This window comes from Micromonospora sp. NPDC005367, assembly GCF_040606825.1.
Classification (GTDB): domain Bacteria; phylum Actinomycetota; class Actinomycetes; order Mycobacteriales; family Micromonosporaceae; genus Micromonospora.
Genome location: NZ_JBEXFP010000001.1, coordinates 52,235 through 75,303 on the forward strand (window position 1 = coordinate 52,235; position 23,069 = coordinate 75,303).

Annotated in this window: 21 protein-coding genes; 10 read left to right on the forward strand and 11 right to left on the reverse strand. The window is 72.2% G+C overall.

Going from position 1 to position 23,069, the window contains the following annotated elements; translation table 11 throughout:
• Window positions 1–65: 65 nt before the first annotated feature.
• From ABZS42_RS00220 to ABZS42_RS00230, 3 genes are all read right to left on the reverse strand, one after another.
• Window positions 66–878, reverse strand: coding sequence for an oxidoreductase (locus tag ABZS42_RS00220; RefSeq protein ID WP_355140917.1), 813 nt, complete (start codon window positions 876–878; stop codon window positions 66–68).
• A gap of 74 nt (window positions 879–952) precedes the next feature.
• On the reverse strand, window positions 953–1,534 hold the full coding sequence (locus tag ABZS42_RS00225; RefSeq protein ID WP_355140919.1) for a TetR/AcrR family transcriptional regulator: 582 nt from the start codon (window positions 1,532–1,534) through the stop codon (window positions 953–955).
• A 52-nt stretch (window positions 1,535–1,586) separates the two neighbouring features.
• Window positions 1,587–2,555, reverse strand: coding sequence for a GlxA family transcriptional regulator (locus ABZS42_RS00230; RefSeq protein WP_355140921.1), 969 nt, complete (start codon window positions 2,553–2,555; stop codon window positions 1,587–1,589).
• Between the two features lie 168 nt (window positions 2,556–2,723).
• Here ABZS42_RS00230 and ABZS42_RS00235 point away from each other — a divergent pair, with 168 nt between their 5' ends.
• Window positions 2,724–3,362 (forward strand): HD domain-containing protein, encoded by a 639-nt coding sequence (locus tag ABZS42_RS00235; protein WP_355140923.1) that lies wholly within the window; start codon window positions 2,724–2,726, stop codon window positions 3,360–3,362.
• 18 nt (window positions 3,363–3,380) lie between these two features.
• On the opposite strand, the gene ABZS42_RS00240 is transcribed toward ABZS42_RS00235, so the two are convergent.
• A complete protein-coding gene (locus ABZS42_RS00240) occupies window positions 3,381–4,334 on the reverse strand; it encodes an ATP-dependent DNA ligase (protein ID WP_355140925.1) in 954 nt (317 codons plus the stop codon).
• 173 nt (window positions 4,335–4,507) lie between these two features.
• Here ABZS42_RS00240 and ABZS42_RS00245 point away from each other — a divergent pair, with 173 nt between their 5' ends.
• Both ABZS42_RS00245 and ABZS42_RS00250 read left to right on the forward strand, forming a co-directional pair.
• Window positions 4,508–5,080, forward strand: a complete 573-nt coding sequence (locus ABZS42_RS00245) for a TetR/AcrR family transcriptional regulator (RefSeq protein WP_355140927.1) — start codon at window positions 4,508–4,510, stop codon at window positions 5,078–5,080.
• Window positions 5,080–7,296 carry an MMPL family transporter gene (locus ABZS42_RS00250; RefSeq protein WP_355140929.1) on the forward strand — a complete coding sequence of 739 codons (2,217 nt, stop codon included), beginning with the start codon at window positions 5,080–5,082 and terminating at the stop codon, window positions 7,294–7,296. The genes ABZS42_RS00245 and ABZS42_RS00250 overlap by 1 nt, the downstream gene beginning before the upstream one ends.
• Window positions 7,297–7,400: 104 nt before the next feature.
• Here the strand turns inward: ABZS42_RS00250 and ABZS42_RS00255 are convergent, their stop codons facing one another.
• Window positions 7,401–8,657 (reverse strand): erythromycin esterase family protein, encoded by a 1,257-nt coding sequence (locus tag ABZS42_RS00255; RefSeq protein ID WP_355140931.1) that lies wholly within the window; start codon window positions 8,655–8,657, stop codon window positions 7,401–7,403.
• A 119-nt stretch (window positions 8,658–8,776) separates the two neighbouring features.
• Between ABZS42_RS00255 and ABZS42_RS00260 the strand changes: the two genes are divergently transcribed.
• Window positions 8,777–8,968 carry a DUF2795 domain-containing protein gene (locus ABZS42_RS00260; protein ID WP_355140933.1) on the forward strand — a complete coding sequence of 64 codons (192 nt, stop codon included), beginning with the start codon at window positions 8,777–8,779 and terminating at the stop codon, window positions 8,966–8,968.
• Window positions 8,969–9,000: 32 nt separating this feature from the next.
• Here ABZS42_RS00260 and erm read toward each other — a convergent pair whose 3' ends face one another.
• Together erm and ABZS42_RS00270 are read right to left on the reverse strand one after the other, a co-directional pair.
• Window positions 9,001–9,798, reverse strand: a complete 798-nt coding sequence (gene erm / locus ABZS42_RS00265) for an ErmE/ErmH/ErmO/ErmR family 23S rRNA (adenine(2058)-N(6))-methyltransferase (RefSeq protein WP_355140935.1) — start codon at window positions 9,796–9,798, stop codon at window positions 9,001–9,003.
• A 553-nt stretch (window positions 9,799–10,351) separates the two neighbouring features.
• Window positions 10,352–11,257 carry a Gfo/Idh/MocA family oxidoreductase gene (locus ABZS42_RS00270; protein WP_355140937.1) on the reverse strand — a complete coding sequence of 302 codons (906 nt, stop codon included), beginning with the start codon at window positions 11,255–11,257 and terminating at the stop codon, window positions 10,352–10,354.
• Between the two features lie 171 nt (window positions 11,258–11,428).
• Here ABZS42_RS00270 and ABZS42_RS00275 point away from each other — a divergent pair, with 171 nt between their 5' ends.
• Both ABZS42_RS00275 and ABZS42_RS00280 read left to right on the forward strand, forming a co-directional pair.
• A complete protein-coding gene (locus ABZS42_RS00275) occupies window positions 11,429–11,827 on the forward strand; it encodes a hypothetical protein (protein WP_355141335.1) in 399 nt (132 codons plus the stop codon).
• Window positions 11,820–12,233, forward strand: a complete 414-nt coding sequence (locus ABZS42_RS00280; protein WP_355140939.1) for a hypothetical protein — start codon at window positions 11,820–11,822, stop codon at window positions 12,231–12,233. Before ABZS42_RS00275 ends, ABZS42_RS00280 begins: the two co-directional genes overlap by 8 nt.
• A gap of 107 nt (window positions 12,234–12,340) precedes the next feature.
• Here the strand turns inward: ABZS42_RS00280 and fabG are convergent, their stop codons facing one another.
• The gene (gene fabG, locus ABZS42_RS00285) at window positions 12,341–13,099 is read right to left on the reverse strand and encodes a 3-oxoacyl-ACP reductase FabG (protein ID WP_355140940.1); all 759 of its coding nucleotides are present in this window, start codon (window positions 13,097–13,099) and stop codon (window positions 12,341–12,343) included.
• Window positions 13,100–13,414: 315 nt separating this feature from the next.
• On the opposite strand from fabG, the gene ABZS42_RS00290 reads away from it, so the two are divergent.
• A complete protein-coding gene (locus ABZS42_RS00290; RefSeq protein WP_355140942.1) occupies window positions 13,415–17,143 on the forward strand; it encodes a S8 family serine peptidase in 3,729 nt (1,242 codons plus the stop codon).
• A gap of 140 nt (window positions 17,144–17,283) precedes the next feature.
• Here ABZS42_RS00290 and ABZS42_RS00295 read toward each other — a convergent pair whose 3' ends face one another.
• Window positions 17,284–18,930 (reverse strand): alpha-amylase family protein, encoded by a 1,647-nt coding sequence (locus tag ABZS42_RS00295; RefSeq protein WP_355140944.1) that lies wholly within the window; start codon window positions 18,928–18,930, stop codon window positions 17,284–17,286.
• Window positions 18,931–18,998: 68 nt separating this feature from the next.
• On the opposite strand from ABZS42_RS00295, the gene ABZS42_RS00300 reads away from it, so the two are divergent.
• Window positions 18,999–19,607 carry a DUF1349 domain-containing protein gene (locus tag ABZS42_RS00300; protein ID WP_355140946.1) on the forward strand — a complete coding sequence of 203 codons (609 nt, stop codon included), beginning with the start codon at window positions 18,999–19,001 and terminating at the stop codon, window positions 19,605–19,607.
• 102 nt (window positions 19,608–19,709) lie between these two features.
• Window positions 19,710–20,381, forward strand: a complete 672-nt coding sequence (locus tag ABZS42_RS00305; protein ID WP_355140948.1) for a DedA family protein — start codon at window positions 19,710–19,712, stop codon at window positions 20,379–20,381.
• 64 nt (window positions 20,382–20,445) lie between these two features.
• Here ABZS42_RS00305 and ABZS42_RS00310 read toward each other — a convergent pair whose 3' ends face one another.
• Window positions 20,446–21,240 (reverse strand): membrane protein insertase YidC, encoded by a 795-nt coding sequence (locus ABZS42_RS00310; protein ID WP_355140950.1) that lies wholly within the window; start codon window positions 21,238–21,240, stop codon window positions 20,446–20,448.
• Between the two features lie 144 nt (window positions 21,241–21,384).
• Window positions 21,385–21,678 (reverse strand): DUF6412 domain-containing protein, encoded by a 294-nt coding sequence (locus ABZS42_RS00315; RefSeq protein WP_355140952.1) that lies wholly within the window; start codon window positions 21,676–21,678, stop codon window positions 21,385–21,387.
• A gap of 242 nt (window positions 21,679–21,920) precedes the next feature.
• On the opposite strand from ABZS42_RS00315, the gene ABZS42_RS00320 reads away from it, so the two are divergent.
• Window positions 21,921–23,069, forward strand: a complete 1,149-nt coding sequence (locus tag ABZS42_RS00320) for a glutamate--cysteine ligase (protein ID WP_355140954.1) — start codon at window positions 21,921–21,923, stop codon at window positions 23,067–23,069.

Below are 23,069 nucleotides of genomic sequence, written 5' to 3' on the forward strand. Positions count from 1 at the left end.
CGGTACCGGACGGCGGCCTCTTCCGATCCGGACGGGCTCGGGGCCGACCGCGTCGTCCGGCGGGTTCAGAGGGTCCTGATGAGCCCGCCATCGATGACGATGTCGCTGCCGGTCATCCAGGATGCGGCGGGGCTGGCCAGGAACACCACCAGACGGGCTACCTCCTCGGGGGTGCCGAACCGGCCTAGCTTGATCCCGCCGAGCCCCTCGGCCATCGCACGCATCGCACCGTCCAGGTCGGTGCCCATGGCGGTCGCGAGCTGTTCGCCGAGCGCACCGGGCGCGGTCCAGAACGGGGTCACCACCGGGCCGGGAGAGACGGTGTTGACGCGGAGTCCCTGGGGCGCGAACTCAGCCGACAGCGACTTGCCGAGGTTGGTCAACGCGGCCTTGGTTGCGGAATAGTCCACGACGCTGGGATCGGGCAGGATCGCGTTGACAGAGCCGACGTTGACGATCGCCCCGTCGCCTCGTTCGAGAAGCGTGGGCAGCGCGGCGCGGGTGGCTCGCACGGCGGACAGCAGGTTCAGTTCGAAGCTGTTCAACCATTCGGCGTCGCTGACCGACAGGAATCCACCGAGCTTCGGGCGACCGCCGGAGAGCCCGCCCATGTTGTTGACCAGCACATCCAGGCCGCCGAAGCGCTCGACGGCGGTGGCCACCAGCCGGCCCGGGCCTTCGGCGGTGGACAGGTCGACGTCGACCGCCGCGAGGACCTCGTCGAAGGCCAGCCCGGAGAGGTCCTTGCTGGCATTACGGCTGCCTGCGACGACGCGGGCTCCCGCGTCGAGCAGCTCACGCGTGACGGCTGCCCCGATGCCCTTGCCGGCGCCGGTGACGACAGCGACTTTACCGGTGAGATCAAACGTTACAGACATGTTTGTCCTTAATTTCTTGACCGATCGGTCAATTAAATGGGCAGGCGGTTGCCATGCCCGGATTGAGTAGAAAATCAGGGGTGCAACATCGCCAAGGCGGCGTCGAGCGCCCGGATCAGGGTGCCCCGATCGGTGCCACCCGCCTCCATCACCCGCATGCCCTGGATCGTGGCCACGGTCAGCGCGGCCCAGCCGGTCAGGTCCACCGTGTCGGCCACCAGGCCGGCCGCTCGGCTGCGCTGCGCCGCCTCCAGCAGAGCCGCCTCCAGGCCGGCGAACGCCGCCGCGACCCGGGAACGGACCGCCGAGTCCTCACTGGCCCGCTCGGCCGCCGCAGCGATCAGAAAACACCCTCGGGGATCGTCGGCGCAGCTACCGTCCACCAGCGGCAGGATCGCCTCCCGCAACGCCACCCGAACGTCGACGTTGCCGGACAGCGCCTCCAGCAGGGGAAGGTAGAAGTGCTCGCGGTAGCGGTCCAGCGCCGCCAGGTAGAGCTTCTGCTTGTCACCGAACGCCAGGTACAGCGACTGACGCCCCACACCGGTGGCCTCGGTCAGGTCCGACAGCGACGCGCCCTCGTATCCGCGCTCCCAGAACGTCCGCATCGCGGCCTCCAGCGCCACGTCGACGTCGAACTCCCTCGCTCGCCCCATGAGACCACGCTACAACTTACTTGACTGACCGGTCAAGAAAACTCGACGTGGGTCAGGACACCCCGGTGGTGCGGAACCGACGCTGGTAGGCCGAGGGCGGGATGCCGTACGTCGTGGTGAACACCCGCCGCAACGTCTCGTCGCTGCCGAACCCGCTGCGCCGGGCCGCCTCACCGACCGTGCCCCCCTGCTCCAGCAGTACGCGGGCCGCCTCGATGCGCGCCAGCTCCAGGTAACGGCCGGGCGTGAGACCGAGCTCCTGCTGGAAGATCCGCCGCAGGTGCCGTGGGGTCACCGTCGCGTCGCGCGCCATCGCCTCGATCGGGTACGGCCGCGCCGGGTCGGCGGCCACCCTGTCGATCACCCGGCGCAGCCGCTGGTCGCCGCTCGGCGGAAGATCCTGCCGGACGGAGAACTGCGACTGCCCGCCCGGACGCTGCATGAACACCACGAGTTCCCGGGCCACCTCCCGGGCCGGTCCGGCACCGTGGTCCGCCTCGACGAGTGCGAGCGCGAGGTCGATCCCGGCGGTCACCCCGGCGCTGGTGAACAGGCGGCCACTACGTACGTAGATCGCGTCGGGTCGTACCTCGACCTGCGGGAACTCGGCCCGCAACCGCTCCACGTGCCGCCAGTGGGTGGTCGCCGGGTGCCCGTCCAGCCACCCCGTCCGGGCCAGCACGAACGCGCCGGTGCAAACCGCGGCGAGGCGGGTGTCCGGCCGGACCAGGCGGCCCAGGCGGGCCCGGACGTCCGCCGCGTCGGGGAGCGCGGAGAGGTCGTCGGCGCCGGTGAGTACGAGCGTGTCCACCGGGTCGGCCTCGTCCAGGGTGGTGTCGGCGGTGAGCCGCACACCCGAGGAGGTGCGTACCTGCACGGACCGCCAGCCGATCAGTTGCACGATGTAGTGCGCGCCGCGCCGGGTAGCCGCGTCGATCACGTCCACCGGCCCCGACACGTCGAGCAACTGCACCCCGTCGAAGACCACCACACCGACGCGGTGCGGGCTCTGCCCGGTCATCCGCCGTACCCCCTCAGGTTCCGGGGCGGCCAGCCCGCGTCCCGACCCACGCATGTCCGTATCTGTGGAGTGCCTGTCCCCAGGGACATGGCTCGTCGAGTCTAGCCCCGGCAGCATCGGTGCCGAAGCGGGCGGCCACCAGCCGGCCCAGCACGGAAGGAAGCTCGGATGACCGAGATCATCGCCGGGATCGCCATCCCGGACACGCCGCTCGTCGCCGCCGCGACCGATCTGGTCCGCAAAGCTACCGACGAGCTGCTCTACCACCACTCCCGCCGCGTGTTCCTCTTCGGCGCGCTCCAGGGCGAGCGCCGCGGCCTCTCCCCCGACCCGGAGCTGCTCTACGTCGGCGCGATGTTCCACGACCTCGGCCTCACCGGCGAGTACGGCAGCACCGATCTGCGCTTCGAGGTCGACGGGGCGAAGGCGGCCGAGCGGTTCCTGCTCGACCACGGCCGCTCCGCCGAGGAGGCACGCAAGGTCTGGCTCGCCGTGGCGCTGCACACCACACCCGGCGTACCCGAGCACCTGGACCCGGAGATCGCCCTGGTGACCGCCGGAGTGGAGACCGACGTGCTGGGCATCGGCTACCGCGACCTGGACCCGGCGCGGATCGCCGAGGTGACCGCCGCCCACCCGCGCCCCGACTTCAAGCGCCAGATCCTGGCGGCGTTCAACCGGGGGGTGGCGCACCGGCCGCAGACCACGTTCGGCACGGTGAACGACGACGTGCTCGCGCACTTCGACCCGTCGTTCGTACGGGAGGACTTCGTGCAGATCATCTTGGGCAACGACTGGCCCGAGTGAGCCGGTGGGTGCCCGGCGTCAGCCCGCCTGACGCCGGGCACGGGCCCGGCGCTTGCCCTCGTGCATCGCCTGCACGCGGGCGATCGGAATGGCCCGCCCCTCCTCGACCAGGTCGGCCGGGAGGGGCTGCGGTGCCGGCATCAGGTCGAGCCACGGGTCGTGTGCGATGACCAGTTCCGGGACGGTGCGCACGGTGAAGTCGCCCGGTGTCACGTCCGCCAGGGCGGCCCAGTCGACGGGAAAGGAGACCGGCAGTCCCGGCCGCAACCGCGGGCTGTACGCGGCGACGACGGTGGCCCCGCCCGCCCGGGTGGAGTCGACGAAGACCCGCCCGCCCCGGTCCTCTCGGATGAAGGCGGTGGTGGCCAACGCCGGGTCCAGCCGCTCGGCGCGAACCGCGAGCGCCCGGGTGGCGGCCGCCATCTCCTCGGCGTCGTGCCCGGCCGCGACCGGCACGAAGACGTGCACCCCCTTGGCGCCGCTGGTCTTGGCCGCGCCGGCCAGGCCGGAATCGGCGAGCGCCTGCCGCACCAGCAGCGCGGCCGCCACCGCAGCCGGGAACGAGTCCCCCTCCGGCGGGTCCAAATCGAGCACCAGGTGGGTGGGACGGTCGAGTCGGTCCGCCCGGGCCAGCGTCGGGTGGTACTCGACGGCCCGCTGGTTGGCGAACCAGAGCAGCGTGCGGCGGTCGTCGCAGAGCGCGTACGACACCTCCCGCTGCGACGCCTCCGCCCAGACCGGCACCCGCCGCACCCACTCCGGGGTGTACTTCGGCAGGTTCTTCTGCATGAACGGCGCCTGCCCGCGCAGCGCACGGATCACCGACAGCGGCCGGTCCCGCAGGTGCGGGAGGATCCGATCGCTGATCGTGTCGAGGTAGTCGACCAGGTCACGCTTGCTGACCCCGTCGACGAGCGGCTGATCCAGGTTGGTCAGCGACACCCCGTCCCGGGTCTCCTCCGCCGCTCCCATCAGCCCACCTTCCCGGTCGGCGGGGCGGCGGTCAACCGGACACGACGGGACGCGCCGCACGTCCGCCGAGCGAACCGGCCGGCCGCCTGTGGGCAAGGCCACGGTATTCATCTGACCGATCGGTCAGGGTCTGACCGATCGGTCAGGCATGCTGGTCAACGGAGGTGACCGGCATGCGACGGGCAGAACCGGAGACCCGCGGGGAGATCCTGGCCGCGGCGACGCGACGCTTCGCGGCGACCGGCTACCGGGGCACTTCGCTCCAGGACATCGCCACCGAGGTGGGTTGCTCGAAGGCCACCGTGCTCTACCACTTCGCGAACAAGGAAGCTCTGCTCACCGAACTGATGGCTCCGGCCATCACGGAGCTCCAGGCGCTCGACGACGCCCTCACCGGGTTGACCGGTCGCGCGGCGCAGCAGACCGCGGCCGAGGGGTTCGTCGACCTCGCGGTCCGCTTCCGGCGGGAGATCGCGCTCATCCGTGGCGAGTTTCCCGAGCTGCTGCGGCAACCGGAGTTCGCGCACATCCAGCGGATCTCCGAGCGGCTGCGGGACGCGCTCGCCGGAAACACCGACCGAGCGGCCGCGCAGGTCGCGGCGCTGGTGCTGCTCGCCGGCATCTCCGAGACGTGCGCGGAGTTCGTCGACGTGCCCGACGCCGAGCTACGTCCGGCGCTGCTCGCGCTCGCCCGGCGAGCTCTCGAACCCGTACCTGAACACCCGACCCAGGACAAGGAAACCTGATGGCGACCCTGCTCTACCGGCTCGGCCGGGGCTCGTTGCGTCGGCGGCGACTCGTCGTCGCGATCTGGCTCGTCGTGCTCGTCGGCCTCGGCCTGGCCGCCGCGTTCCTGCGCGGCCCGACGGCGAGCAACTTCACCATGCCCGGCACCGAATCCCAGCGGGCCCTCGACCTGCTCTCCCAGCAGTTCCCGACCGCCAGCGGCGCCACCGGGACGATCGCGGTGAAGGCGCCCGCGGACGGGCAGCTGGCCACACCCCAGGGGCAGGCCGTGGTCAAGGAGATCATCCAGGAGGCGACCGCCGTACCGGGCGTGGTCGGCGCGGTCGACCCGCTCGCCGTCGGCGCGGTCTCCCCCGACGGCCAGTACGCCCTGGTCCAGGTGCAGTTCGCCGGTGGCGCCGACGAGGTGGACGACGCGCAGCGCGCCGCGTACGAGAAGGTCGGCGCGAGCGCCGAGGGGCAGGGCTGGCAGGTGGCCCCCGGCGGCGAGGTGCTGGGCGGCGAACCGGAGGTGGGTTCGACCGAGGCGATCGGTGTGGCGGTGGCCGCGGTCGTCCTGGTAGTCACGTTCGGTTCGCTGGTGGCGGCCGGAATGACCATGCTCAACGCGCTGATCGGCGTCGCCGTCGGCATGGCCGGCCTCTTCGCGCTCAGCAGCACCGTCCAGCTGACCAGCACCGCGCCGATCCTCGCGCTGATGCTCGGCCTCGCGGTCGGTATCGACTACTCGCTGTTCATCACGTCCCGTCACCGGCAGAACCTGCTCGACGGGCTGCCACCGGACGAGGCCGTCGGCCGCGCCGTCGGCACGGCGGGTTCCGCCGTCGTCTTCGCCGGGGCGACAGTGGTGATCGCGCTGGCGGGCCTGGCCGTGGTGGACATCCCGTTCCTGACCGTCATGGGTCTCGCCGCGGCGGGCACGGTCACCGTGGCGGTGCTCGTCGCGATCACCCTCCAGCCGGCGCTGCTCGGTTTCGCCGGCCGCAAGGTGCTCCCCCGCCGGGTGCGCGGCACCGCGCCGGCCGACGACGTCGCAGCCCGCCGCACGGGTGGTGGCGCGGCGGCCGGGAACCGGCCCGGTTTCGGGTTCCGCTGGGCCCGGCTGGTCACCCGGCTCCGCGTACCGGTGATCCTGGTCGGACTGCTCGGCCTGGGACTTCTCGCGATCCCCACCTCGGACATGCGGCTCGCCCTGCCGGACGCCGGTACGGCGGCCGCCGGATCTCCGGCCCGGGTGTCGAACGACCTGATCACCGAGGGTTTCGGCCCGGGCTTCACCGGCCGGCTCGCCGTGGTGGTGGCCGGTGACACGCCGCAGGCCACGGCGGCCGCCGTACCGCAGGTCACCGCCCTGGTCCAGCGCACCGACGACGTGCTCGCGGTCGCGCCGCCGCAGCTGAGTCCCGACGGGCGTACGGCCCTGCTCGGCGTGGTACCGAAGACCGGGCCCACCGACGCCGCCACGGAGACGCTGGTGCACGACATCCGGCACGCCGTCGGCGGGATCCAGGACGTCGACGTGCTGCTGACCGGCGCCACCGCGATCGGCATCGACGTCTCGGAGAAGCTCGCCGACGCCCTCCCGATCTACCTGGTGCTGGTCGTCGGGCTCTCCGTCCTGCTGCTGATGCTGGTCTTCCGGTCGCTGCTGGTCCCGGTCAAGGCCGCGCTGGGCTTCCTGCTCACCGTCGCGGCGACCTTCGGCATCACGGTCGCGGTCTTCCAGCAGGGCCACCTCGCCGACCTGGTCGGCCTCGACACCCCGGGGCCGCTGATCAGCTTCCTGCCGATCCTGCTGATCGGCATCCTGTTCGGCCTGGCCATGGACTACGAGGTCTTCCTCGTCTCCCGCATGCGGGAGGACTTCGTGCACGGTGACACCGCGCAGCAGGCGACGATCAACGGGATGGGGCACGGCGCACGGGTGGTCACCGCCGCCGCGCTGATCATGATCTCGGTCTTCGGCGGCTTCGTCTTCTTCCTCCACGACCCGGTGATCAAGTCGATCGGCTTCGCGCTCGCCGTCGGCGTGGCCATCGACGCCTTCGTGGTCCGGATGACCATCGTGCCGGCGGTGATGTCACTGCTGGGCAGCCGCGCGTGGTGGCTGCCGAAGTGGCTCGCCCGGGCGCTGCCGAACGTCGACATCGAGGGCGAGGGTCTCCGCGCCCACCTGGCCGACCGCGAGCCCGCCTCGGTCGGCCGCCCTGGCTGAGCCCACGATCCAGCCGGCGTCGCAGAAGGCGCCGGCTGGGGGTGGCGAAGGCGTGGGCCGGCGTCGCGACAGCGCCGGCTGGGTCGCCCGTCCGGTAGGGCCGGTCACACCCCGGCGGGGTAGGTCTCCATCTCGCCGGTGGTGCTGACCGCCGGCAGTGGGTGCAGCGCCGTGGTGTCGTCGCACCAGATGAAGGCGTCGTACCGCTCGCCCAGCCGGGTCGGCACGTAGTTGCCCCACGACTCGAACGTCGGGTCGTAGACCACTCCGATCGCCCGGTGGTCGGCGGTGTCGGTGGCCCACCCGGGCTGGTCGTCGCCACCGAACACGAGCACCGCCCGGTCCGGCATCAACTCGTGCAGCCGCCGCTCGATCGAACCGGGCCGGGCCGGTGGCACCACCATCGCCTCGGCCGGTGAGCCCCAGCGCGGCGCGGCGATCACGGCGCCCTCGTAGCAGCCGAAGCCGACCAGGACCACCTCGTCGGCACCGTGCCGTTCCCGGGCCAACTGCCCGATGTTGACCATTCCCTCCGCCGTCATGTCGGTGGCCCGCGCGTCGCCCACGTGCGTGTTGTGCGCCCACACGACACCCCGCGCGCCCGGGCCGTACCGGTCCAGCAGCCGGTCCAGGGTGTCCTGCATGTGGATGTCCCGGATGTTCCAGGACTCCGGGCCGCCGGCCACCATCGCCCGGTAGTACCGCTCGGCGCCGGCCACCACCTCGGCGTTCTGCCAGGCCGAGAAGCGGTCCGGGCCGTCGGCGAGGGCCTGCTCCCGCGTACGGGCGAGCAACCGGATCACCTCCTCCTCGCATCGGGAGGAGACGAACCGGCTCGCGATGCCGTACTCCTCGGGGCGCCTGCCGTACGGCTCGAAACAGCGGTACGCGTCCTGGGCGACCTCCAGCCCCGCCGGGTCCTCCTCGCCCAGGTAGTCGAAGATCGCCTGCATCGACTCCCACAGGCTGTAGACGTCCAGCCCGTGGAATCCGGCCCGCTGCCCCTCCGGGCGCTGCGCGTTCCAGGCTCGCAACCAGCCGGAGAAACGCGCTACCTCGGCGTTCGACCACATCCAGGTGGGCCAGCGTTCGAACCGCTCGAGCGCGACCAACGGCTCGACGATCCCACCTGGCGCAGCGGTGACCGAACGGTGCACCCGGTCACAGTCCGGCCAGTCCCCCTCGACGGCCACGAACGAGAACCCGCACTCTGCGATGAGTCGCCGGGTGAGCTGCTCCCGGAGCCGGTAGAAGTCGTAGGTCCCGTGGGTGGCTTCACCGATCATCACTATCCGGGCGTCCCGGACGCGCTCCAACAGGGGGTCGAAGTCGCTCGGCGCGCCGAGCCGCTGAACCAGCATGCCAGCGGCTACCCGGCGGGTCGGCGGGCAAACCGGCCGCGTGCCGAGGTGCGCCGGCCCGCTGAGCGGCCGGCACGACCCGGCGGTGTGCCGGGCCGCTGAACGGGTAGCCGCCGGACATGACCGTCACCGGGGTGCAGTGGCAGGAGCTCCTGGCCGGGCTCGACTACCCGGTCTCCCGCGAGGACCTGGTCCGCTGGGGACAGGAGAACGGGGCCAGCACGGAGATGTTGCAGATGCTGCAGGCCCTGCCGGCCGAGCAGTTCGACTCACCCGCCGAGCTGCACGAGACGCTCGGCACGCTGGCCTGACCTGCGGTGGTCGGCCCGGCCGGCGGGGGCACTCAGCGCGCGTGCAGGAGGCGGAACAGCACCAGCCACTGCTCCGGCCAGACGTACCCGACCGGGGTGCCCGGGTCCAGCCGGGTGGCCCGCAGCGCCGCCGACACCCGACCCGGCGGATAACGCCGTCGCAGCGTTGCCGCGAGCGAGCCACCGGCGCCGCCGAACCCCAACTCCACCATCCGGCGGTACGCGGGCAGCCCGGCCGGGGCGACCAGCGGCTCCGGGCGCCGTTCGATCCGCAGGATGCCCGCGTCCACAGTGGGCACCGGACGGAACGCCGTACGTGGCAGCCGCCCGGCGAGTCGCCAGGAGAACTCCGGCCAGGTCAGCACGGTGAGCCGGGACCAGCGGCCGTAGTCGCCGCTGCGCCGGCGCGCGTACTCCAGTTGGGTGAGCAGCGTCGCGGCGCGCAGCTGCGAGGCGGCCAGGCACCACCGGACCACCGCCGACGTCAGCGACCAGGGAATGTTGCCGACCACCGTGAACGGCTCGCCGGGCGGCTCGGCGGTGAGGAAGTCGGTCTGCCGGTGCCGGACGTTCGGCAGGTCGGCGCAGACGGCGGCCAGTTCAGCCCCGGCGGCGGGATCGACCTCGTACGCCACGAGCCGCCCGCACCGGGCGGCGAGCGGACGAGTCAGTTGGCCTCGACCGGCGCCGACCTCCAGCACGAGGCCGGCCGGGTCGGGGGCGGCCGACCGGACGACCCGGGCTACGGCGGCCGGATCGGCGAGGAAGTTCTGGGAGAGTACGCGACGGTTCCGGTCGCGTTCGGTTGCTCGGGTACGGCGGGGCGCCACGTGTCGTCGTCCTGTCTGTCGCCCTTGCGGCGACGAGCGGACAGGCAGCCCGGAGCGGGGCCTGTCCGAGTGGATGGGGACTCGGACGGCCCTGGAGAGTGGCGCGGGAACGCGCCCTGCGTCAGCGGCGGGTCGCGTCCCGGCCCACCAGGGCCGGACGCCGGACTCGCGGACGGGACACCAACATTGGGCCCCGGGCAGCCGGCGTGCCGACCACCTGGATCAGGGCGTGCGTGAACATGGCCGCACGCTAACCCGTGCTCCCGCGCACCGCCAGCGAATTACCGCAGGGAGCAGTGCTGTCCTGAACCGCTGTCGTGTCGACACGCTCTACCGGTCGACGGTTCCGGCCGAAGTGGCCGACCGCATCCGGTACACCCCGGCAACCACGAGGTGCGCTGGGACGTGTCCGCCAAGGAGGAGTACCACCGGGCTTTCGGTTCCAGCCCGTGCCGCCGACCAGAACGGCCGTGTACGCGGCGTCGACCTCGGCTGACCGCAAGGGGCCCTCGCCGGACGCGTCAGGTCCGGCGAGGGCCTCCGACGGCCGACGTCAGGCGGGAACGCTGACCGTACGGGACTCGGCGCGGGCGGTCTCGGCGGCGGCCAGCACGGCCACCACCTCCCGGCCGAAGCGCACGTCGCAGCGGTGGTCGCGGGTACCCGCGGCGATCTCCTCGAGCAACTGGTCGATCGCCACCCCGAAGGCGACGTGCGGCTCGTACTGCCCGTTCGGCACGGTCTCGATGCCGTTCTCGCCGTAGAAGACGAACTCGCGGGTCACCGCCTCGGGCGGGGCGTCCAGCGTCAGCGAGGCGCTGCTGGTGGCGCCCCCGGCATGGGTGAGCAGCAGGTGCACGAGGCCGTTCGGCCCGTCCATCGCGGCCACCTTCTCCACCCGGCCCAGCACCGGCAGGATGATCGACAGGGCGTGCGGGCCGACGTCCCAGAGCGCGCCGTGGTCCCGCCGCCACTGGGACGCGCCGTACGGGCTGCCCGGCTGGTAGATCGAGGAGAACATGACCGTCTTTGCGTGCTGCCAGCCGCCGGCCGCGGCGGTGGACGCGACGAAGGGGGCCACGTTCGGCTGGAACCGCTGGGTGAAGAAGACCACCGAGGCGACCCCGGCGGACTGTGCGGCCTCCACCACCCGGTCGGCGTCGGCGAGGCTCAGCGACAGCGGCTTGTCCAGCAGCAGGTGCCGTCCCGCGGCGGCCGCCCGGGTCGCGATGTCCGCCTGGACGTCCGGCGGCAGGGCGACAGCCGCCGCGTCGCACGCCTCGATCAAGGCGTCGACGTCGTCGAAGGCGGGTACGCCGTACCGGTCGGCCAGCGCCGCGGCCCGCTCCGGGTTCCGCCCCCACACCCCGGCCAACTCGGCGCGCGGGTGCGCGTCGAGCGCCGCCCCGTGCGTCTCCGCCGCCCAGTGACCGGTGCCGAACAAACCGAATCGCAGCACGTGAACCCCCGCCCTAGTCATCCCCGCGGCACGGCCGCGCCCGTGATCCACGCTAGTCGCCCGTTCCGGTCCGCGCGGCCGCGGGGGCAGGTCGGGGCGGGGGCGAGGAGCCGTTACTACGACGATTAGTAGGCTGTGCCGGTGACCGAGCCATGGACCGGGGTGGTCCCGATGACCGTCGCCGCCGCCGCGACGGGATCGCCGGTGGACGGGCTCCTCGCCACCGTGTCGATCGTGCTGTCGCTCCTGCTCGCGGTCTGGAGCCTGGTGTCCGCTATGCGTAACCGGCCGCCGGACCGTTGGCAGCTGATCGGATTGGGCGTGCTGGAGCTGGTGCTGATCGCCCTGACGGTGGTGGCCCTGGTCGCCGTCGCCGGGGGCGACCGACCGGGTGAGCCGGGTGCCTTCTTCGGCTATCTGGTGACGCTGCTCTGCCTGCCGCCGCTGGCGGTGGTGCTGGCCCGGATGGAGCCGACCCGCTGGGGTTCGGCGATCGTCTGCGCGGTCTGCCTGGTGACTCCGGTCGTCGTGGTCCGGCTCCAGCAGACCTGGGAGGTGCTCGGTGGTTGACACGGCTACGCCGCGGCGTACCACGAACCGGGGTCCCGGGCGGCTGCTCATCGCCGTCTACATCCTCTTCGCGATCGCGGCGACCTCCCGGGCCCTGCTCCAGATCGTCACGAAGTTCGGCGAGGCGCCGGTGGCGTACGCGCTCTCCGCGGTGGCCGCGCTGATCTACATCGTGGCGGCGATCGGGCTGGCCCGGGCCGGTCACGCCGGCCGCCGGCTGGCCCTGGTGTGCTGTTCCGTGGAGCTGGTCGGCGTGGTGGTGGTCGGCATCCTCAGCCTGGCCGACAAGGCTCTCTTCCCGGACGAGACGGTCTGGTCGCAGTTCGGCAGCGGCTACGGCTACATCCCGCTGATCCTGCCTCTACTCGGCCTCTTCTGGCTCCACCGCACCCGCCCGACCAGCTGACCCCCACCTCTCGATCGGCCTCGTTCACGGGAGTGTGGCCATGGCGAGCGGAATGGCCACTCTTTCCATGCAAGAGTGGCCATTCGCGTCGCCGGGGTGAGTGGGGGTCAGGCCCGGGGGCCGCCGGCTACGTAGATGACCTGGCCGGAGACGAACGACGAGGCTTCGCCGACCAGGAACGAGATGGTGTGGGCGACGTCCTCGGGGCGGCCCACCCGGCGTACCGGGATCTCCGCGATCGCATGCTTCTGCAGCTCGGCGAAGTCCACCTTCATCCGGGCGGCGGTCGCCGCGGTCATGTCGGTGACGATGAACCCGGGCGCGACCGCGTTGACGGTGACGCCGAACGGGCCCAGCTCGATGGCGAGGGTCTTGGTGAGGCCCTGCAGGCCGGCCTTCGCGGCCGAGTAGTTGGCCTGGCCACGGTTGCCCAGCGCCGAGGTGCTGGAGAGGTTGACGATCCGGCCCCACCTGCGTTCGACCATGTGCCGCTGGACGGCCTGGCTGAACAGGAAGGCGCCGCGCAGGTGCACGCCCATCACCGTGTCCCAGTCGGCGTCGGACATCTTGAACAGCAGGTTGTCCCGGAGCACTCCCGCGTTGTTGACCAGCACGGTCGGCGGTCCCAACTCGGCGGCGACCCGGTCCACGGCCGCCTCCACCTGGCCCCGGTCCGCGACGTCCGCACCGACGCCGAGCGCACGACCGCCGGCTGCCACGATCGCGTCGACCGTCTCCTTCGTAGCCGACTCCTCGATGTCGACCACCGCGACGGCCATGCCGTCGGTGGCGAGCCGGCGTGCGGTGGCCGCGCCGATACCACGCGCGGCTCCGGTGACGATGGCGACGCGGAGCTCCTCCGACATGCTTACCTCCCGGTAACTTGGGCTCGATCGAAGGAGCTTAACCCCCGCCCGCCCTCGGACGTCAGGCCGAGAGACGCCGCTGCGCATCGCCGGGACGGACCGAACGGGGACGCGCACCGCCGCACCGACGGCCACCGGCCCGCGCCGTCGCCCGCCGGCGTCCGCCTATATACGGAATGATCTTTCCCGCGTAGCGTGACGTTTCACCCCCGACAGATACGCCCCCGCCCTGCTGTGTCCGTACCGGCATCGAGACACTTCGCTGTCGTGACCAGCAGCGGCCGGAGCGGACGACGAAGCAAGGAACGACATCACGTGACGATCTCGCGTACCCGTGGAGGCTGGCTGGCCGCCATGGTCTCCACGGCCCTCGCGGCGACCGGTGGCACACCCGCCCTGGCCGCCCCCGGCTCGCCGGCAGATCCCGGCACCACACCCCCGCCCACGGCCGGCCTGCCCACCCCTCCCGGCACCCACTCGGTCACCCTGATCACCGGTGACGTGGTGACCACCCGCCACAACCCGAACGGCGGCACGGTGGAGGTACGGCGACCCGACGGCGCCCCCAGCGCGGTCAGGATGGTGGAGGACGGCGAAGAGCTGTACGTCTACCCGCAGTCCGTACTCCCGTACGTGGCCGCGGACACCCTGGACAAGCGACTGTTCAACGTCACCCGACTGATCGCCGACGAGTACGACGACGCGCACTCCGAGCATCTGCCGCTGATCGTGTCGTACGCCGGCTCGCCGGCCGGGCTGCGCGCCACCGCCCCCACCGGTGCGACCCGCACCCGCACGTTGAGCAGCATCTCCGGGGCCGCGCTGAACGAGGACCGCGACCAGGCCGACGAGTTCTGGGCCGCAATCACCGCCGCCCCTGCCGCGAAGTCGGCCACCACGGCCGACGGCACGGGCCGCTTCGGCGGCGGGATCGCCAAGATCTGGCTGGACGGGCGGGTGCGCGCCGACCTCGCCGACACCACCGCGCAGATCGGCGCTCCCGAGGTGTGGGCCGGCGGCGACACCGGGACCGGGGTACGGGTCGCCGTGCTGGACACCGGCATCGACGCGACGCACCCGGACCTGGCCGACCGGATCGCCGAGTCGGCCGTGTTCGTGCCCGGCGAGCAGCTGGCCGATCGGGTGGGACACGGCACCCACGTCGCCTCGACCATCGCCGGCACCGGCGCGGCGTCCGGTGGCCGGGAGAAGGGTGTCGCCCCCGATGCCCGCCTCGTCGTCGGCAAGGTGCTCAGCGACGCCGGCTCCGGGCAGGACTCCTGGATCCTCGCCGGCATGGAGTGGGCGGCCCGGGAGGCAGACGCGAAGATCATCAACATGAGCCTCGGGTCGACCCAGCCGAGCGACGGCAGCGATCCGCTCAGCCAGTCGGTCAACTCGCTCAGCGCCGAGACCGGCGCGCTCTTCGTCGTCTCCGCCGGCAACAGCGGCGCGACGGGCAGCATCTCCACCCCCGGTGCGGCCGACGCGGCGCTGACCGTCGGCGCGGTCGACGCCGACGACCAGCTCGCCTACTTCTCCAGCATGGGGCCGCGGATCGGCGACGAGGCCGTCAAGCCCGAGCTGACCGCGCCGGGCGTGGGCGTGCTCGCCGCCAGGTCGCAGTACGCGCCCGGCGAGGGTGCCTACCAGCTCATGGACGGCACGTCGATGGCCGCACCGCACGTGGCCGGCGCTGCCGCCCTGCTCGCCGCGAAGCACCCGGACTGGACCGGCCAGCAGCTCAAGGACGCCCTGGTCAGCACCACCGAGCCCACGCCACAGTACGACGCGTACCAGGCCGGCACCGGCCGGGTCGACGTCGCCGCGGCGGTGAAGGCCCCGGTCTTCGCCACCGGCACCGTGCACACCGTCATGGGAGACGACACGGTGCAGGCCGGTGGCAGCACGCGGCCGGTGACGTACACCAACACCACCGGACAGCCGGTCACGCTGGACCTGGCGGTCGACGCGCCGGACGCACCCGCCGGGCTGTTCGGCCTCTCCGCGGCACAGGTGACCGTGCCCGCCAACGGCACCGCCACGGTCACCCTCACCACGGACACCACCCGGGCCGCTGTCGGCAGCCGGTACACCGGGCAGATCACCGCCAGCGGACCGGACCGGACCACGCTGACCCGCACGGCGATCTCCGTCGGCACGTACACCCCGTACCACTGGTTGCGGCTGGAGCTGACCGACCGGGTCGGCAAGCCGACCGCCGGACTGATCGAGCTGGGCCAGCCGGGCGCGTACGGGCCGGACTTCCTCAACACCGACGAGAACGGCGTCGCGCAGCTCTACCTGCCCGATGGCGTCTACTCGGCGATGAGCTTCCTGAACGTCACGGGGGCGCACGGGCCGAACTCGCTCGGTGTGGCACTGGTCGGTGACCCGGACATCGACCTGCGAGCGGACACCGTGGTCCGCCTGGACGCGAGCGCGGCGCGCCGGCTCGAGTCGCGGGTGCCGCAGCAGACCGCGGACACGTACACCCGGCTGGACTACTACCGTTCGCGGGGTGAGGGGCGGTGGCGCTCGTTCATCGAGGGCGGCGTCTTCTACGACAGCTTCTGGGCCCAGCCGACCGACCACGAGGTAGCGCACGGCGACTTCTACCTGGGCGCCCGGTGGCGCAAGGAGCAGCCGGTGCTCAGCGTCGGCACCAGGACCGTCGACTTCGACGATCTGGTCCGCCAGCAGGGCACCACTCAACTGCCGAAGGGACGCTGGACGCTGCCCACCGTCTACGCGGGCAACGGCGCCGCTGCCGACTACGCCGACCTGGACGCCCGGGGCAAGGCCGTGGTGGTCCGGCGCAACCAGGACGTCGGCGACGCCGACCAGGCCGCTGCGGCGACCGCCGCCGGGGCGAAGCTGATGCTGGTGGTGAGCGACCAGCCGTGGCGCGACGTGCGCGACTACTCGATCGACTTCTTCACCCCCACCCCGATCGAGGTGGCGTTGGTCAGCCTCGACGAGGGCGAGGCGCTGATCGAGCAGATCCGGCGCGAGGCGACGACTGTTCAGGTGACCTCGCAGCCCGTCGCCGACTACGTCTACGACCTGGTACAGGAGTACCACAACCGGATCCCGCGTGAGCTCAGCCGGACCGAGACGAAGAAGACGCTGGCCCGTGTCGACGTGGGTTTCGCCTTCCCGCCCGGTCAGTCCCGAGGCGGTGAGTTCCGCTTCGACTGGCCGTCGTACTCCGATTGGGGCATCGGCCAGACCAGCAACCGCCCGCTCGCCCCGGTACGCACCGACTGGGTCTCCACCGGCGACCTCTATCAGTGGGGCCAGGAGGCGTACGTCGAAGCCGGCACCTACCAGATCGACACGCGGACCAGCTACCCGGCGGGCAGCAGCGGGACGGAGCGATTCTTCGAGCCGATCGAGCGGCCGCACCTGAACAACAACTTCAAGCTGCCCACCCGCTCCGGTGACACCCTCAGCCTGGACGTGCCCGGTTGGGGCGGCGCCGATCACGTCGGCATGGCGATGAACGGCGCCACCCAGACCAACCAGCTCTATCAGGGCGACGAGCTGCTCGCCCAGGGCAGCAGCACCTGGATCAGCGGCACGGCGCCGGATGCCCGCGACCTGCCGTACCGGCTGACGGTGCGGACCAGCCAGGACCCGGCCGCCGGCGGGTACTCGACGCGCACCGAGTCCGAGTGGACGTTCCGGTCGAAGGCGCCGGCCGCCGGGGTGGAGTCGAGCGTGCTGCCGCTGCTGCAACTCGACTACGCGGTCGACACCGACACCGCCGGCACCGCGAAGCGGAACACCGCCCTGACCGTCTCCGCCGCGCACCTGCCCGGCGTGACGGGTGGGAGCGTCGGGACGGTCCGGTTGGAGATCTCGTACGACGACGGCGCGCACTGGCAGAAGCAGTCGTTGAGCCGGACGAAGGACGGTTTGTGGACGGCGAAGCTGATGGCGCCGAAGGGCGCGTCGTACGTGTCGCTGCGGGCCAGCGCCGCGGACGGCTCGGGCAACGAGGTCGACCAGACCGTCATCCGCGCCTTCGGAGTGCGGTGACCGCCTGACGGCACGAACCCGGGGGCCACGGCGTATGCCGTGGCCCCCGTGGCTTTCCGCCGGTCGTCCCGGCCCGCCGTCCGCTGGCTCCGGGCGGGCCGCGCTCAGTGGCCGCCGGTCCCGGTCCGGCCAGGCCGCGCTCAGTGGCCGCGACGCAGCCGGATCCAGCGGTAGCCGCGACCGGCCAGTTGGAGGCGCTCCAGCTTGCCCACCTCACCGTAGCCACGGTCGGTCAGCACGTCGATCGGCTGATCCGCCTCCGGTTGGAGCAGGCTGAGGTCCACCTCGACGTCGTCGGTGCCGAGGTTGTGCAGGAAGACCATGGTCCCGGTGACACCGTCGGCGCGGTGAGCGAGCACACCGGGTGGCATCGGCACGTCGATGTGGGTGGTCGAGCCGGAGCCGATCTCCGGGGCCTCACGCAGGGTACGGATCATCCGCTCGAACCAGGCGAGCAACGACCTCGGGTCGCGACGCTGGGCGGTGACGTTGACCTTCTCGTAGCCGTACTCACCCTTGTCGATCACCGGCCGGACCAGTTTGTCCGGCTCGGCGGTGGAGAATCCGGCGTTCTCCTTGAAGGACCACTGCATCGGGGTACGGATCGCGTGCCGACCGGGCAGGGACAGGTCCTCCCCCATTCCGATCTCCTCGCCGTAGCGCAGCACCGGCGTGCCGCGCAGCGAGAACTGCAACGCGTACGCCAGCTCGATCCACCGCCGGTCGTTGCCGAGCATGGAAGCAAGCCGGCGCCGGATGCCCCGGTTGTAGAGGCGCATGTGCTCCTCCGGCCCGAACTGCGCGTACACCTGGTTGCGTTGCTCGGCGGTGAGCCGGGACAGGTCGATCTCGTCGTGGTTGCGCAGGAAGGTGGCCCACTGCGCGCCCGTCGGCAACAGCGGTGTGTCGCGCAACGCCTCGATGACCGGCTCCGGGTCCCGCCGGGCCAGGGCGAGCATCAAGCGGCCGTTGAGCATGAAGTCGAAGAGCATGTGCAGCCGGTTCGCCGAGCCGCCACCGTCACCGAAGTAGACCGGCAGCTGGTCCGGCTCGACGTTCGCCTCGGCCAGCAGGATCGCGTCGCCCCGGCGCCACTGGACGTGCTGACGCAGGTCGGTGAGGAAGTCCAGATCCTTCGGCGAGTTCGGGTTGCCCGGCTCGGTCAGCTCGATGATGAACGGGACCGCGTCCATCCGGAACCCGGAGACGCCGAGCTGGAGCCAGAACGACATGATCTTCTTGACCTCGGCGCGTACCGCCGGGTTCGCCATGTTGAGGTCGGGCTGGAACCGGTAGAAACGGTGATAGTACCACGCCTTCGCCGTCCGGTCGTAGCTCCACGTCTCCTTCTGCTCACCGGGGAAGACCATGCCCTGCTGGCGGTCGGACGGCTCCTGCCCGGACCAGACGTACCAGTCCCGGTACGGCGAGTCCGGCGAGGATCGGGCGGACTGGAACCACGGGTGCTCGTCGGACGTGTGGTTGACCACCAGGTCGATGATCACTCGAATGCCCCGGTTACCGGCCTGGTGCAGCAGCTCGGCGAAGTCGCCGAGGGTGCCGAAACGTGGGTCCACGTTGTAGAAGTCGGTGGCGTCGTACCCGTCGTCGCGGTTCGGCGACGGGTGGATCGGGTGCAGCCAGAGACAGGTCACGCCGAGCCGGGCGAGGTAGTCGAGCCGGCCGATGAGTCCTGGGATGTCACCGACTCCGTCTCCGTCGGAGTCCGCGTACGTGTCGATGTCGAGGCAGTAGACGACCGCCTCGGAGTACCACCTGTCGCCCATGCCCTTCAATTTCTCCGATCCGTCGCCCGGGCAAACAGGTTCGCGATCCCACCGGTAGCGTGCCGATCATGCGCGACGCACCCCACACCGAACCGGTCGACTGGTCCACCGGTAGCTGGCTGCGCCAACCGCTCCGCGTGGCGGGCACGCCCGAGGGCGGGCTGGCGGTGGAGCCTGCCGCCGGCAGTGACCTCTGGCGGCACACCAGCTACGGCTTCGTGCACGACGACGCTCCGGCGCTGCTCGCGCCGTTGCCCACCGGCACGGCCGTCGAGGTGAGCTTCCGGCTGGAGTGGACCGAGCAGTTCGACCAGGCGGGTGTGCTGGTCCGGGTCGACGAACGGAACTGGATCAAGGCCGGGGTGGAGGTGAGTGACGGTCAGCCGCAGGTCGGCGCGGTGGTAACCCGGGAACTGTCGGACTGGTCGGTCGCCCCGGTGCCGGAGTGGGCCGGTCGGGAGGTGACCGTCCGGGCCAGCCGTGAGGGCGACGCGCTCACCGTACGGGCCCGGGTGGCCGGGGAGCCGTGGCGGCTGGTGCGGCTCGCCCCGCTCCCGCCCGAGGCCGAGGTGAGCGCCGGCCCGTTCTGCTGCTCGCCGACCCGGGGCGGGCTGGTGGTCCGGTTCACCGGTTGGCGTCAGGGGCCGGCCGACGCATCCCTGCACCCGGAGGAGTGACGAGGCGCAAACCCGAGGTGTGACGGGGCGCGGGCCAAAGGTGTGACGCTCCCGCCGGCGGGTACAGGAAGCGATCCCCTCCCGTAGCGGAAAGGATCGGCCATGGCGAGCGCCCAGGACGTCGACCCGACCCAGCTCGGCGGGTTGACCGGCTGGGTGGCCGGCGTGATCGACGCGATGGGGGCGCTCGGCGTCGCGCTGCTCGTGGCCCTGGAGAGCGTCATCCCGCCGATCCCCAGCGAGATCGTCCTGGCGATGGCCGGTTTCCTGGCCGGCGAGGGACGGTTCAACGTGGTCGTGGTGGCGCTCGCCGCCACCGCCGGTTCCCTGCTGGGTGCGTTGGTCCTCTACTGGGTGGGGGCCGTGGCCGGTGAGGACCGGCTCAAACGGTGGCTGGACCGGCTGCCCCTGGTGGATCTGGACGACCTGGAGCGCGCCGACCGGTGGTTCGAGCGGTACGGCAACTGGGCGGTCCTCTTCGGCCGGATGATGCCGGTGGTGCGCAGCCTGGTCTCGATCCCGGCCGGGGCGAACCGGATGCCGCTGCTGCAGTTCGTCACGCTGACCACGCTCGGCAGTGGGCTCTGGAACGCCCTCTTCGTCGGGGGCGGGTACGCGCTCGGCTCGCGGTGGCAGCAGGTGGAGCGGTACAGCACCTGGTTCGACTACGGCATCCTCGCGTTCTTCGCACTCATGATCACGATGTGGGTGGTGAAGAAGGTCCGCCGCCGCAGTGGCCGCGGTGACCGTCCGAAGGTTACGGCCGGAAGCTGAGCGCGTACCGGGCGGAGGAGCACCGGGCCGGCGTCGCCGGACACCCGGCGCTCCTAGGCGCTCGTCAACGTCGGGCTGTTGCGGCGTTCGCGGGGCCCGCCTGGGGTCGGCGCAGCACCGCCTGCTCCAGCGCCGTCCAAGCCGTCGTGGTCACCAGGTAGAGCAGTGCGGCCAGCGGGAGCACCGGCGCCACCAGCACCGTCGTGTACGGCAGCAGCGGCAGCAGCCGGCCGAGCAGAGCCGCGCCCGGCAACCCGGCCGCCGCGCCGTCGCCGTCCCGGGCCGACCCGCCGCCCGCGGCCACCGGCGTACCGGCGCCCGGCCCGGCTGCGGCGCGGCGCATCCGCCGCGACGCCAACCAGGCCAGCACCGCGAGGGCGGTCAGCAGCAGGGCGAACAGCGGCCCGGCGGCTCCGACCAGCCCGTCGCCGAAGTGGTGACCGAGCGGCACTCCGGCCAGCCGCTCGTCGAGCAGCCCGGTGCCGCCCTCGGTCGTGCTGAACAGCCGGTACGTCACCAGCAGGAAGGGCGCCTGGAGCAGCATCGGCAGGCAGCCCGCGACCGGGTTGGCGCCGGCCGACCGGTAGAGCGCGAAGAGTTCGCTCTGCAGGCGGGTCGGGTCGTTCGCGTACCGCCGCTGGAGCTCGCGGACCTGGGGCGCGAGCGCCGCACGACGCCGCTCGCCGCGGACCTGCGCGACGGTCAGCGGGGAGAGCAGCAGCCGGACGGCCACGGTGAAGAGCACGATCGCGGCGGCCGTGGCGACGCCACCGGCGATCGGTTCGAGCAGGGCGGTGAGGTGGGCGAGCGCGGTGCCGGCGACGCCGACCACGGCGTGCAGGGGCGCGAAAGCGAGCATGGCGGATCCCTCGGTCGATTCCGGGTGGTCCCGATCGGGCTCTCGCGCCCGGGCGGAACGGATGACGGCGGAATCGGCTACGGCGCGCAGGGTCGGTCCGGGACCGTCACCGGTCCCGGTGGCAGGCCGGACGGCCCGGCTGCGCTACGCGGCCGAGGGTCGGCGGCCGGGGGCGCGGGGGCGCGGTCGCCCGGGCGCGTCCGGATCCAACTGGCGGGGCACCCGCCGGGACCGGGACCGGGCCCGCAGGCCAGTGGCGCGCGCACCGGCGCGCGGCGCGACGTCGCGCAGCAGCGCCCGCGCGGCGAGCAGGGTGGCCAGCAACATCGCCACGCCGAGCGCGGCTCCGGCGAGCAGACCCGCCGGCTGGTCCGCGAGCACGGCGAGCTGGGTGCAGGCGTACGCCCACAACCCCAACACGAACCCTGACCCGAGCACGGCGCCACCCTAGGACCGGGCCGCAAGCGGTGTGATCGAGGCGCGCGCCGGCGGCCGGTGCGTGCACTCGGGACACGCCGGCGGCGCCGACGGGTCGGACCCGCAACGCACGGCGACGACACGCCGATGCGACACGCCGCACACCCGCCCAGCCGCGTTTTCCGCCGTCGCCACCCTGGGTAACCACCGAGGCGAAGCCGGCGCGGACGTACCGCGACCAGCAGGAACGGACGGTGATGGGCATGACGGGCCAGCTGGCGGAGGCACCCGAACGTACGGCGGACGGGACCGACCTGCTCACGGTGGGTGTCGAAGAGGAGTTCCTGCTCGTCGACCCGCACACCGGTGCGGCCGTGCCCGCCGTCGACCTGGTGCTCGAGCAGGTGCCGCCGGAGCTGCGCGGGCAGGTCGAGCGGGAGTTCCAGACCAGCCAGATCGAGATCGGCAGCCCGCCCGGGCTGGAGCTGCGCTCGATCCGGCACTCGCTCGGGGTGCTGCGCTCCGCGCTGGCCGACGCGGCCGAGCGGGCCGGCGTACACCTGCTGGCCATCGGTACCGGGCCGGTGGACGGCCCGGTACCGCCCGTGGTCGACAAGCCCCGGTTCGATCGGATGGTCGAGCGGTTCCGGCTGCTCGTCCCCGGTCCCGGCAACAACGGTATGCACGTGCACGTCGGCGTCCCCGACCCGGAGATGGGCGTCCAGGTGCTCAACCACGTCCGGCCCTGGCTGCCCACGCTGCACGCGGTGACCACCAACTCCCCGTTCGCGCGCAGCGAGGACACCGGGTACGCGAGCTGGCGTTCGGTGGAGTGGGAGCGCTGGCCATCGGTCGCGCCCACGCCGTACCTGGAGTCGCACGAGCACTACGAGCGGCTGATCCGCCAACTGATCGCCAGCGGGGTGATGCTCGACGAGGGGATGCTCTACTGGTATGCCCGGTTGTCGGCGAAGTATCCGACCGTGGAGATCCGCATCGGTGACGTCTGCCCGTCGGTCGACGACTCGGTGCTCGTCGCAGCGCTCGTCCGGGCGATGGTGGCGACCGCGATCGAGGACGTCGAAGCCGGACGCCCGGCCCTCCGCACCGACCACCATCTGCTGGTGGGCGCGCACTGGCGGGCCGCCCACGACGGGCTGGAGGGCGACGGGGTGGACGTGACCACCGGCGGGCTCCGACCGGCGTGGGAGCTGCTGGACCGGTTCGTCGAGCGGATGCGCCCGGCGCTGGAACGCCACGGCGACTGGACCGAGGTGGCCGACCTGCTGGGCGGGTTGCGCCGGCACGGCACCGGCGCGGCGCGGCAGCGGGCGGTGTTCGCGCGCACCGGGCGCCTCTCGGACGTGGTGCAGGACGTGGCGAGGCAGACCCGCGGCACGCACGCACCGTGA